12 protein-coding genes are annotated in these 11,885 nt (G+C 66.1%); 8 read left to right on the forward strand and 4 right to left on the reverse strand.

Features of this window, described 5'->3' with window-relative positions:
- Nucleotides 1-13 precede the first annotated feature (13 nt).
- Together ACH4MY_RS32715 and ACH4MY_RS32720 are read left to right on the forward strand one after the other, a co-directional pair.
- Nucleotides 14-271: an exodeoxyribonuclease VII small subunit gene (locus tag ACH4MY_RS32715; protein WP_398007672.1), complete on the forward strand. Its 258-nt coding sequence runs from the start codon at nucleotides 14-16 to the stop codon at nucleotides 269-271.
- Between the two features lie 339 nt (nucleotides 272-610).
- Nucleotides 611-1,201: a malonic semialdehyde reductase gene (locus ACH4MY_RS32720; protein WP_398007674.1), complete on the forward strand. Its 591-nt coding sequence runs from the start codon at nucleotides 611-613 to the stop codon at nucleotides 1,199-1,201.
- 124 nt (nucleotides 1,202-1,325) lie between these two features.
- Here the strand turns inward: ACH4MY_RS32720 and ACH4MY_RS32725 are convergent, their stop codons facing one another.
- On the reverse strand, nucleotides 1,326-1,859 hold the full coding sequence (locus ACH4MY_RS32725) for a DUF4245 domain-containing protein (RefSeq protein ID WP_398007676.1): 534 nt from the start codon (nucleotides 1,857-1,859) through the stop codon (nucleotides 1,326-1,328).
- A 121-nt stretch (nucleotides 1,860-1,980) separates the two neighbouring features.
- Here ACH4MY_RS32725 and glpX point away from each other — a divergent pair, with 121 nt between their 5' ends.
- Nucleotides 1,981-3,012, forward strand: a complete 1,032-nt coding sequence (gene glpX, locus ACH4MY_RS32730; protein WP_398007677.1) for a class II fructose-bisphosphatase — start codon at nucleotides 1,981-1,983, stop codon at nucleotides 3,010-3,012.
- A 144-nt stretch (nucleotides 3,013-3,156) separates the two neighbouring features.
- On the opposite strand, the gene ACH4MY_RS32735 is transcribed toward glpX, so the two are convergent.
- Entirely contained in the window at nucleotides 3,157-3,528 is a 372-nt protein-coding gene (locus ACH4MY_RS32735) for a WhiB family transcriptional regulator (protein WP_398007678.1), read from the reverse strand.
- A 177-nt stretch (nucleotides 3,529-3,705) separates the two neighbouring features.
- A complete protein-coding gene (locus ACH4MY_RS32740; protein ID WP_398007679.1) occupies nucleotides 3,706-4,425 on the reverse strand; it encodes a DUF1707 domain-containing protein in 720 nt (239 codons plus the stop codon).
- 206 nt (nucleotides 4,426-4,631) lie between these two features.
- Here ACH4MY_RS32740 and ACH4MY_RS32745 point away from each other — a divergent pair, with 206 nt between their 5' ends.
- From ACH4MY_RS32745 to ACH4MY_RS32765, 5 genes are all read left to right on the forward strand, one after another.
- Nucleotides 4,632-6,305, forward strand: coding sequence for a fumarate hydratase (locus ACH4MY_RS32745; RefSeq protein ID WP_398007681.1), 1,674 nt, complete (start codon nucleotides 4,632-4,634; stop codon nucleotides 6,303-6,305).
- A gap of 242 nt (nucleotides 6,306-6,547) precedes the next feature.
- On the forward strand, nucleotides 6,548-6,754 hold the full coding sequence (locus ACH4MY_RS32750; protein ID WP_398007683.1) for a hypothetical protein: 207 nt from the start codon (nucleotides 6,548-6,550) through the stop codon (nucleotides 6,752-6,754).
- On the forward strand, nucleotides 6,738-7,262 hold the full coding sequence (locus ACH4MY_RS32755) for a DUF6879 family protein (RefSeq protein WP_398007684.1): 525 nt from the start codon (nucleotides 6,738-6,740) through the stop codon (nucleotides 7,260-7,262). The genes ACH4MY_RS32750 and ACH4MY_RS32755 overlap by 17 nt, the downstream gene beginning before the upstream one ends.
- Nucleotides 7,252-8,094, forward strand: a complete 843-nt coding sequence (locus ACH4MY_RS32760; protein WP_398007686.1) for a helix-turn-helix domain-containing protein — start codon at nucleotides 7,252-7,254, stop codon at nucleotides 8,092-8,094. Before ACH4MY_RS32755 ends, ACH4MY_RS32760 begins: the two co-directional genes overlap by 11 nt.
- 954 nt (nucleotides 8,095-9,048) lie before the next feature.
- Complete coding sequence (locus ACH4MY_RS32765) at nucleotides 9,049-9,687, forward strand: hypothetical protein (RefSeq protein WP_398007688.1); 639 nt, start codon at nucleotides 9,049-9,051, stop codon at nucleotides 9,685-9,687.
- A 410-nt stretch (nucleotides 9,688-10,097) separates the two neighbouring features.
- Here ACH4MY_RS32765 and ACH4MY_RS32770 read toward each other — a convergent pair whose 3' ends face one another.
- Nucleotides 10,098-11,666: a recombinase family protein gene (locus tag ACH4MY_RS32770; RefSeq protein ID WP_398007690.1), complete on the reverse strand. Its 1,569-nt coding sequence runs from the start codon at nucleotides 11,664-11,666 to the stop codon at nucleotides 10,098-10,100.
- Nucleotides 11,667-11,885: the final 219 nt, after the last annotated feature.

The raw sequence follows: 11,885 nt of genomic DNA on the forward strand, positions 1-11,885 counted from the left end.
GGTGGAGCGGCAGATGGCAGCGGCAACGGGTACGGACGAGGCGGCGCTCGGGTACGAGCAGGCGCGCGACGAGCTGATCGAGGTCGTGCGGCGGCTCGAAGCGGGCGGGACGTCCCTGGAGGAGTCCCTCGCGCTCTGGGAGCGCGGCGAGGAGCTGGCGAAGGTCTGCCGGCGCCGCCTGGAGGGGGCGCGGGCCCGGCTGGACGCCTCGCTCGCGGCGGAGCGCGCGGCGGAGGAGACGGACACGGCGGGCGGCGACGGGGACGAGTAGCCGCGTCCCGGCCGGGACGAGCGGCGGTGGTTCCGGCCCCCCGGCTCGCGCTGTCGCACCGGCTCCGGCCCGGGACCCGTGACCCTGCGCCGGTCTCTCTCCCCCCGGCCCCGTCCCCGTTCCCGTCGTGGGTCCCGCCTCAGCCCCGTCGCGGTCCCGCCCCGGGCCGGTCGTGGTCCCGCCCCCGGCCCCGTCGTGGTCCGGCGTAGACTCCCAAGTGAAGCGGATCACTATCCGGATGGATTAGTTGAAGTTTCACCAATCATCGGCGTACTGTCGAGGACATCGCTTGAAGCTCTACGAGCGAGCCCCCGTTTTGCAGTCCGGAAGGTACGCAGCATGTCTCTCGCCCTTGACGCCGCCGCTCAGGATCTCCTTTTCCGTGAGGCCCGCACCGCCAACACGTTCTCCGACGAGCCGGTGACCGACGAGCAGATCCAGGCGATCTACGACCTGGTGAAGTACGGCCCGACCGCCTTCAACCAGACCCCGCTGCGCATCACCCTGGTCCGCTCCCCCGAGGCCCGCGAGCGCCTGGTCAAGCACATGTCCGAGGGCAACCGGCCCAAGACCGCCACGGCGCCGCTCGTCGCGATACTCTCCGCCGACAACGAGTTCCACGAGGAGCTCCCGGCCCTGCTCCCGCACTTCCCGCAGGCCAAGGACATGTTCTTCGCCGAGCGTCCGGTCCGCGAGCAGTCCGCCGTCCTGAACGGCGCCCTCCAGGCCGCGTACTTCATCGTGGGCGTCCGCGCCGCCGGCCTGGCCGCGGGCCCGATGACCGGCCTGGACTTCGCCGGCGTCCAGAAGGAGTTCCTGGACGCCGACCACACCCCGCTGATGGTCGTCAACATCGGCAAGCCGGGCGAGGACGCCTGGTTCCCGCGCGCCCCGCGCCTGTCCTACGACGAGGTCGTCACCACCGTCTGAGCCGACGGCACCCGCCGGACGGCACACGAAAGGCCCCGCACTCCCCGAGTGCGGGGCCTTTCCCGTAGCGCTGTCCGGACCCGCCGCGGAACCCGCTCCGGGCCCGCCGCGGATCGATCGTGTCTCAGACCTTCTTCGACTGGAGCGAGCCCGCCATCTCGGCGAGCCGCTCGAACGAGGCCGTGCCGGTCACCACCGTCGTCGCCCCGCCGTCCACCCGGACGAGGGCGTCGTACTTCGGCCCCTCCCAGCGCTGCCAGACCTGGCCGGCCACCGTCTGCGTCTTCCCGGTGTTCTTCGCCCGGTGGGTGACGTCCGGCACGTACGTGCCCGGCGCCGCCGTCGACTGGTGGATCGCCACGTACTGGGTGTCCGGGGAGAGGAAACCGAGCTGCCAGGCGTTGGAGTTCTCGCGCTTGTACGAGACGACCGTCGCCTTCCAGCCCTCGCCGAGGCCCTCGGGGGCCAGCACCGGATACGGTGCCGCCCGCTGAGCCGTCAGGAGCTCGACCCGGTAGTCCTTCGCCTTGACCGGTTCGGCGCTCTCATCGTGCGGAATGAAGAGATACATCACTCCCGCGGCGACCAAGATCACCCCGAGGGACTGGAACATCCCGCGTACCGTCTGCCTGCCTCGCATACCTGCCACGCCCCCCATGGTCGCATCATGGTGTTGTGCTCATACGTGGGCCCCTCTGCTCATTTTGTCGACGTACCGATAGAGTCGCAGCACCCTCTTTTTTCTTCACGGCCGTCGCCGTACAGAAAGGTGCGCTCCGATGACCGAGCACTCCCTGCCGTCCGAGCTGGAGGTCTCGCCCGAGGCCCCCGACCGCAACCTCGCCCTTGAGCTGGTCCGCGTCACGGAGGCCGCCGCCATGGCCGCCGGCCGCTGGGTCGGCCGCGGCGACAAGATCGGCGCGGACGGCGCCGCGGTCAACGCGATGCGGACGCTGATCTCCACCGTCTCGATGAACGGCGTCGTCGTCATCGGGGAGGGCGAGAAGGACGAAGCCCCGATGCTGTTCAACGGCGAGCGGGTCGGCGACGGCACCGGTGCCGAGGTCGACATCGCCGTGGACCCGATCGACGGCACCACGCTCAACGCCAAGGGCATGCCCAACGCGATCGCCGTCCTGGCCGCCGCCGACCGCGGCACCATGTTCGACCCGTCCGCGGTCTTCTACATGGACAAGCTGGTCACCGGCCCCGAGGCCGCCGACTTCGTCGACATCGACGCGCCCGTCTCGGTCAACATCCGCCGGGTCGCCAAGGCCAAGCGCATGTCCCCCGAGGACGTCACGGTCGTGATCCTGGACCGCCCCCGCCACGAGGGCATCGTCAAGGAGATCCGCGAGACCGGCGCCCGGATCAAGTTCATCACGGACGGTGACGTCGCGGGCTCGATCATGGCCGTCCGCGAGAACACCGGCGTGGACCTGCTCCTCGGCATCGGCGGCACGCCCGAGGGCATCATCTCGGCCTGCGCCATAAAGTGCCTGGGCGGTGTCATCCAGGGCAAGCTGTGGCCCAAGGACGAGGCCGAGCGTCAGAAGGCGATCGGCGCGGGTCACGACCTGGACCGCGTGCTGTCCACGAACGACCTGGTCAGCGGCGAGAACGTGTTCTTCGTCGCCACCGGCATCACGGACGGCGAGCTGCTGCGCGGCGTCCGCTACCGCTCGGAGACCGCGACGACCTCGTCGCTGGTGATGCGCTCCAAGTCCGGCACGATCCGCCAGATCGACTCCACGCACCGGCTCTCGAAGCTGCGCGCCTACAGCAAGATCGACTTCGATCGCGCGAACTGACCGGTCCGCGCCCGGAGCGCGGGAGCGTTCCGTGGCCGTCGAGGCCACGGAACGGGACGGTACGAAGAGGGGCGCCCCCATGTGCGGTGGGGGCGCCCCTTCCCGTACGGAACGACGGACGTGTCCGCGCTCCCGTCGGTCCCGTCAGCCCGCCTGCGCGATCCGGTCGGTCGCGGCCGCCTTCCGCAGCTCCACCTCGCGGCGCCGGCGCCGGGCCAGGGCGACACGGCGCTCCGCCGCCGTGAGCCCGCCCCATACGCCGTACGGCTCGGGCTGGAGCAGCGCGTGCTCCCGGCACTCGACCATCACGGGACAGCGCCCGCAGACCCGCTTGGCCGCCGCCTCACGCGCGAGCCGCGCGGCGGTCGGCTCCTTGGAGGGGGCGAAGAACAGTCCCGCCTCGTCCCGGCGGCACACCGCCTCCGCGTGCCAGGGGCCGGCCTCGTCCTCCCGGGCAGGGGCGCGCCGAGGGGGCACGGCGGCGACCTGGAGGGGCTGATGCGGCAGTTGCAGCACGGTCTACTCCTGACGACGGCTTCGCGAGAGCGGCGATGCACCAGCCCTACCCGCTGTGCGCGCGCCTATGCACTGCGTGCCGCCCCGTTCCGCACTGCGGATACCCGACGGCGAATTCCGGTCAGTCCTTGATCGGACACCCGGAAGTCACCGGAAGTCACCGGGAGTTGGCCGGGGTCAGTGGCCGAGATGCTTGCGCAGCCGGTCCTGGAGATCGGTGATCCACTTGCCGCGCTTGGGCCGCGCCTCGACGTTCCCGAAGACCGAGTAGCCGTTGATGACGACGATCGGGGCCTGCGGGTCGACTCCCTCCAGGGTGACGACCTCGAAGTTGCCGAAGATCCCGCTGCCGCTGCCGCGCAGGCTGATGTTCTCCGGGACCCGCACCTCGACGTTGCCGAAGATCGACGTGGCGTTGATGGTGGTCAGACGCTGCGCGAAGATCGCCTCGGTGAGGTCGATCTCGATGTTCCCGAAGAGCGCGAAGGCGTTCGTCCGGCGGCTCACCCGCCAGCGCCCCCGGCGGGTGTTGCTGGAGAAGATCGCGACGAGGTTCTCCGGGGGTCCCTCGGCGCCGTCCTGGCCGTACCCGTAATCCGGCACGGACTCCTGGTGGGTCCGGGCGCCCGGCAGGTCGCGGACGATCGGCTCCAGTTCCCCGACGGTCTTCGCCCGGTACACCGCGTCGATCCGGTCCGAGTGCTCCTCCGGGTCGAGCCGCCCCTCCGCCAGGGCGTCCCTGAGGATGTCCGCGATCCGGTCCCGGTCCGCGTCCGAGGCCCGCAGCGAGCCCTGCGGGTCGGCGAAGACGGTCTCCGCGGGGGCGGTCTCGGCGGGCGAGACCTGCCGCTGCGACTGCGGCTGCTGTTCGGGTTCGGGCTGCTTTTCGAGGTCCACGGAGCCAGCCTAGCGAAACGCGATAGATCGCGACCAGGGGGCGGGGCCGAGGCCTGTGGACGAAGACGCGAACGCGCCACTCCGGCGCGGTCGCGGTCCCAAGTGAGCCTTACCTCACAGGACCGCGCCCCGGCCAGCGTTCTACGCTGGAGGGCGCACTGCCAACGGAGGCGGTGCGCCGTCTTGCCGAGTGAGGAATGGCCCCCATGCCAGAGTTTTCGTACTCCGATCTGCTCCCCCTGGGAGAGGACACCACGCCCTACCGCCTGGTGACCTCCGAAGGTGTCTCCACCTTCGAGGCCGACGGCCGTACGTTCCTCAGGGTCGAGCCGGAGGCGCTGCGCACGCTGGCCGCCGAGGCGATCCACGACATCCAGCACTTCCTGCGCCCGGCCCACCTGGCCCAGCTGCGCCGGATCATCGACGACCCGGAGGCGTCGGGCAACGACAAGTTCGTCGCGCTCGACCTCCTGAAGAACGCGAACATCGCCGCCGCCGGTGTCCTGCCCATGTGCCAGGACACGGGCACCGCGATCGTCATGGGCAAGCGCGGCCAGAACGTGCTGACCCCGGGCCGCGACGAGGAGGCCCTGTCCAAGGGCATCTACGACGCGTACACCAAGCTGAACCTGCGGTACTCGCAGATGGCCCCGGTGACCATGTGGGAGGAGAAGAACACCGGCTCGAACCTGCCCGCGCAGATCGAGCTGTACGCGACCGACGGCGGCGCGTACAAGTTCCTCTTCATGGCCAAGGGCGGCGGCTCCGCCAACAAGTCCTTCCTCTACCAGGAGACGAAGGCCGTCCTCAACGAGGCGAGCATGATGAAGTTCCTGGAGGAGAAGATCCGTTCGCTCGGTACGGCGGCCTGCCCGCCGTACCACCTGGCGATCGTCGTCGGCGGCACCTCCGCCGAGTTCGCGCTCAAGACCGCGAAGTACGCCTCCGCGCACTACCTGGACGAGCTGCCCTCCGAGGGCTCGGCCGAGACGGGCCACGGCTTCCGCGACAAGGAGCTGGAGGAGAAGGTCTTCGAGCTGACGCAGAAGATCGGCATCGGCGCGCAGTTCGGCGGCAAGTACTTCTGCCACGACGTCCGCGTCGTCCGCCTCCCCCGCCACGGCGCCTCGCTGCCCGTCGCCATCGCCGTCTCCTGCTCGGCCGACCGCCAGGCCGTCGCGAAGATCACCGCCGAGGGCGTCTTCCTGGAGCAGCTGGAGACGGACCCGGCGCGCTTCCTGCCGGAGACCACGGACGAGCACCTCTCCGAGGAGAGCGACGTCGTCACCATCGACCTGAACCAGCCGATGGACGACATCCTCGCCGAGCTGACCAAGTACCCGGTCAAGACCCGTCTCTCCCTCAACGGCCCGCTGGTCGTGGCGCGCGACATCGCGCACGCCAAGATCAAGGAGCGCCTGGACGCGGGCGAGGAGATGCCGCAGTACCTGAAGGACCACCCGGTCTACTACGCGGGCCCCGCGAAGACCCCCGAGGGTTACGCCTCCGGTTCCTTCGGCCCGACCACGGCCGGCCGGATGGACTCGTACGTGGAGCAGTTCCAGGCGGCGGGCGGCTCCAAGGTCATGCTGGCCAAGGGCAACCGTTCGGGCCAGGTCACCGCCGCGTGCGGCGCCCACGGGGGCTTCTACCTCGGCTCGATCGGCGGCCCGGCCGCGCGTCTCGCGCAGGACTGCATCAAGAAGGTCGAGGTCGTCGAGTACGAGGAGCTCGGCATGGAGGCGGTCTGGAAGATCGAGGTCGAGGACTTCCCGGCGTTCATCGTGGTGGACGACAAGGGCAACGACTTCTTCACTTCGCAGGAACCGGCTCAGCCGACCTTCACCACCATCCCGGTTCGGGGCCCCGGTCTCGCCTGAGACGCCCCCTGAGCCCACCCAGAGCCCCCGGCCAGCGTCGGGGGCTCTCCCCTTGCCTCTGACGGCGCGAACCGCGTACAGGCGCCGGGCGCAACCGTGCCGACGGCAGGGCGATCACGCCCGCGAGCCTCGGTCTACCCGACTACGCGAATATTCGCGTGACCGCGTAGATCCTCGGCGCGCGCGTCCGTAACGTCTTGCCCGAGGGCCCCAACAGGGGCCAGACACAAGGGGGTTTCAGCATGGCCCGCGAGGAACTGACCCGGCTCACCGGCAACGGAAACGGCAACTGCGGAAAGGACGACTGCCCCAACGTCTACCGGACCGCATCCGGCTCGTTCGTGGTCCAGGGCGACGTGTCCGACGCCTTCACGCCGCCGAACGGCGAAGGGCTCGTCGAGATCCCCGAGCACATCCTGAGGGAGGCCATTCGTGCTCTTGGCTGGTGAATCGTGGGCGGCGCGATTTGAGGGCTTCCAGCAGGAAGCGTGGCGTCTCGAAACTCTCCCTCAATACCTCATGCCGCAAGAGCTCGAGGAAATCGAGGCGTGGCGCAATGGTGCCCGCGTAAACCCTCACACGGTGGCGAACGAATACACCGACCGGCTTCGCCGGCAGGTTGCCGAGGGGCGCACGCAGGGACGCGTACACGTCGTCACGCGACCGCTCTCCGAGTACCTCAGATTCGAGTTCCACCAGTACTACGCGGCTCACGCCCTGGCAGGGGAACAGATTCGCATTCTCGATGTAACCAACCGGGCCAACCCCCTAGAAGGCGTCCAAGACTTTTGGATGTTCGACTGCGTTGAGGTGGTACTCATGAACTACCACCTCGATGGCAGGCAGATCAGCCGCGAGGTTTTCGAGGGGGACGTTTCCCCGTTCATCGAGTACCAGCGAATCGCGGTAGCCGAATCAGTCCCGTTCCAGGAGTACGTGAAGGGCATTGACGTTTGAGCCCGAGAGGCTAGGTCAGTCAAGGTCAGACCTAGCAGAAGCACTTCGTAGCGCGCGGAAGCGAGCCGGGAAGACTCAAACCTGGCTCGCCCGCCGCTGCAACATGTCACAAACCAAGATCAGCAACATCGAGGGCGGCAAGCTTACGCCCGCCATGGTTGACATCGAGCTGATCCTAGAGGCACTCGAAGCTACCGGCCCGGAGGCCGATAGGCTTCTCGCTCTAGCCCGTTCAGCAAACACCGAGTGGCAAGACCACTGGTCCTCTCGCCGTCGAGGCTTGGACAAGAAGCAGAATGAGCTGGCAAAGCTCGAAGCAGTCTCGACCGAGTTCCGATTCTTCCTGCTCTCGATGATTACCGGCCTGCTGGCCACGCCCGAGTATGTGCGCGCCAGCATCGCCGACGTTCCCGGAGACCAGGCTAAGACCATTGCCAGAAAGCTAGAGCGGCAACAGGTTCTCTACGACTCCACGAAGTCGTTCACGTTCATCCTCACTGAGCAGGCGGCGAGATGGCCGCTACTTCCCCCCATGGCGATGGCGATGCAGCTTGACCGGCTTGTGTCCGTCTCACGCCTTCCGAACGTCCGGCTAGGCGTAATCCCGTTGAGTGGACATGTGCCCGAAAGGCCGCTCAACACATTCACGGTCTACGACAGGCGGCTAGCCACCGTGGAAACAGGCACGGGCGCGTTGATCCTTCGAGACCACCGCGACGTTACGGCCTACCGAGAAGACTTCAGTCGATACGAGGGATACGCACTCTTCGGTGACGGCTGCCGGGAACTCCTCGCCGAGTGGTCGGCATCGTTTACCCGACCACGCCAATAATCCTCGCCTCTCACGACAGCTCTTCGGCACCCTGACACGACAGTCATGGAGCCGAGGGGCAATCGATGCTTGAAGGAAAGCCGCACGCTGAAACGGGGAACAGACCGGCGCCCCAGAACGAGTTGGAGCCGTTCGGCGTCGAAGGGTGCATGACGTGCGCCGCTCTCGCCGCTTCCCGTGGGATGGCCCGGGAAGCTGGCGTGGCTCAGGCCGTGGCGGGCGCGAATCGAGAGATCAGCAACCACCCCCACTACTTCGTGGGGAAGGGTCGAAGACTCCCGGCGACGGCCGTGTGGGGGGTGGTGGTGTGAGCACCCAACAGCGAAACCCGGAACCCCCTATCGATCTCCCCATAGACGCATGGCTGTACGAAGCACACCCCGTGGCGGGCTGTCGTGAATGCGCTTCAGCTATGCGGGAGTTAGAGCGGGCAAAGCAGGGCGGCGATGCGTCGAAGCGTTTTGAAGCCTCCCGCAAAGTACGTGCTCACCCGCACCGGGAGAGCCAGTGACAACGGCCCCCGATCGCCCGAAGAAGCGGGCGGGGCGGACTGGCTACGCCAACTTCGGGCGCCCGGGGCTAGTCGCCTGGCTGACCGATATCTCCACGGTCTGCGCAACGTGCTTCGGCCACCGTGTCGCGTGGTGTGGCGACTGCCTGGGCTTCAAGGGATGCGACGCGTGCAACCACGCAGGAAAGGTTTCATGTCCGCAGTGCGTAACCGAAAGGTAAGGCCCGTCGGATGGTGAAGCCTCCTCGGCGGAAGCTTGTCAGCGCCTGCTGGCTGATCTGCACGCGTGCCGTGAAGGTCGTCTGCGGATCAGTAACCGTCGTGATCAAGGGTCGAAATCCCGATGACAGCTGGCCTGGTTACGCACAGAGCCCCCGGTTCTCTCGGGGGTTCTGTACTCCGAAGGGCTTGAAGCCCACGCAGCCCCTTCACTCTAACGACGCATGCAGCACGCGGAAAGCTTGCTAGTAGTTCTACCGTTCACTCCAGGGCGCAGCAAACCTGGAGGGCGAACCGTGGTCGGGGTTATCGAGGAAATCAGTGCTCAGGACTACGCAATCAGGGCAGTTAGGGTGATCAGCGCCGACGCGCTTTGGACGAGGACGCTGCAAGGCTCAGAGCTAAGCGTGGCGGAGATCGGCGAGCTTGCCTACATGGCACGGAGTGAGATCCTTGAGGGCTGGCTCCATGTGGCCGATAGTGAAGTGGTGAAGCCTCTTCAGGATGTGATTAACACTCACATCGAAGAAGTGAAAGCCAGAGTGTCAACGATCCTGCCGCAGGGCACCGAACGTCAAGATACGGATCAGCGCCTCGCCACTCCTGAGGCTTTCCTCCAGGCCCTCACGGAAGCGTTCTCCGACCTCATGGAGAGCCGCCACAGGGAAGCTGAAATTCTGACAGCGAAGATCAAAAATATCGAATCTGGCAACTGGGTGCCGGGTGACTTGACTCCACCGAGCCTTTGCAACTTGATCTTTGCGGCATCCGCCGCAGCAGCCATCACGGGTGATTTCCCAATGGGTAGCTATCTCCTAGCCCTTTGGACGATGATGGGTTGCGCCGCCGAAACTGCATCTTAGGCCGTTCCGTCCCACGTTCTGATCAGGATGGGACCCTTCGAGTCGTACACGCACATATCGAGCGCGCGGCCGAGAACGTCGCCCCCTTCGAGCCCCGTCCGTCTGTCGTTCCCCCGTGGCAGATGGGCGGGGCTTCTTCACGCCCGGTACGGGAATGCGAAAAGGCCCCCGCTCCCCTTTCGGGGGCGGGGGCATAAGCGCAGCCGGCCTAGTAGGACCAAAGCCAATCAATCAATGTCCCTCGATCGTTGCTTGAGGACTCTGTCTACAGCGGCACCCCTGGCGGTTGCAAGAAGACCGTTTAAACGCTGCCCTGCCACCGAAGAAATGCCAGGGCAGCCCATGACGAGACATGAAAATGCCCCCGCCGCGTAATCGCAGCGGGGGCATTTATACACCCGACTCGGGATCTACTTTCGCGTGTAGGGAATTCGCGCCGGGAAGGTGTATTCAGAAACGGGCTCCGTCCACACGTACCCTTCGGGAACGTGAAGCCCGGTCTCCTCGGCGATCTCCGCCAGCTCAGGCATTTTGCAGGTTACGCGCCGACTTTCGTCTTCGGCGATTCCGACAGTTACCGTCATCCCGTGCCGTTGCAGAAATACGCGCTTCTGCTCATCATCCTTAGCGGCCCATTCCTCGGCATAGGATCGGCCGGTTTCCCTCCACGCAGGGGCAGACTCGGCGGCCTTGATCTCCCCTCTCAGACGCTCCACTTTGGCGGACTGAAATTCGTGCTGAATCCAGTACCGTTCGATCTGAACGTCAGTCTTGTATCGTCCGGCCCGGTAATCCGACTCCAGCCTGTCGAGCGTGGCCCCGGATTCGGCAAGCTCGGTCTTGGCTTGACTGATGGAGTTCTTCACCCGCTCCATGACAGGAAGTGAACCAAGGGTCACATTCACGAACTGATCAACGGCCATATCCAGAAGGTCCCGCCGAATACGGCTGGGATAGGGACACGTACCCATGTTCACGTTGTTGCAACTGTAGTAGTGGTGTACTCGCCCGTTGGTCTTGACCTTCTTGTTCGACGACATGCGACCCTTGCAGTTATTGCAGATGGCCACACCCCCTAGCATGGACCGCGACGGCGTCGCCCGTCGCACGGGACGGTCACTCTTGAGGGCGGCCACAAACTCCGACCACTCCGCAAAATCCATCAGGGGACGATCGGTGATCTGGACATGCTCACCATTCTCGTCGACGACGTTCTCACCCTTGTGGGTATAGATGCCGGCGACGGTCGGATTCATGATGATGGCTCGAATGGCATTGGCGGTCCATGCAATTCCCCTCGACTCTTCTTCCTTAACGATCCGAAGGTGGTCCCGCCACGTAGGAACTCCGCGCTTGTTCAGATCAAGCGCGATCTTGTAGGCCGTCCAGTCGCCCTTCAGTCGCCCGATGATTTCCCGGAACAGCTCCGCATAGGTCTCGTCCTGTACGAGCTTCTTTCCGCCGTCCTCCTGGCGCTCGAAGTGGTAGCCGTACGGCTCCACGCCGCCGATCCACACCCCCTTCGCCTTCCGTGCAGCCGACCCGGAGAGCGCGCGGGCACGGATGGTGTCCAGCTCGCCTTCGGCGAAGGCCGCGATGATTTGGGCGAACATCTTCCCCATCGGGGTGGACATGTCGATGCCCTCGGTCACGGACACGATGGCCTTGCCGTGCTTCTGGCACCACTCGAAGACCTCGGCGAAGTGCCCGGCCTTCCGGCTGAGGCGGTCGAGCTTCCACACGGCCAACACGTCCCAGTCGTCGGCGCGTTCGTTGAACCAGGGGCCGAGGCCGGGGCGCTTGAAGGGGTGCATCGCTCCAGACACGTCCAGATCTTCAGCCCATCCCACCACCCGCCCGTCGACGGCGGGCCCCACCGCCCAGTGGTCGACGGCATTGCGCTGCTTCTCGGGACTCGTCGTGTCGTCCTTCAGGATCGACAGTCGGACGGCGCCCAGGACCCTCGGGTTAGAGATCATGCGTCGGATCGTATGAGAGTCCCTATGAAATGAACAAGCCGAACGACTTCTTCCAGAACCCGACCCCCGAGCCGACGTTCACTCACATCCCGGTGCGGGGTCCCGGTCTCGGCCCTGTACTCCCGAAGCTGCCGCGAAGTGGCAAGTAGCTCTCTGTAGCCGATCTGACGGCCTGTTGTCCTGGTTTCCGGCATTCTGACCCTGACTCTGTTGTACTCG

It is taken from the genome of Streptomyces sp. NPDC017246, from assembly GCF_044331325.1.
Lineage (GTDB): Bacteria > Actinomycetota > Actinomycetes > Streptomycetales > Streptomycetaceae > Streptomyces.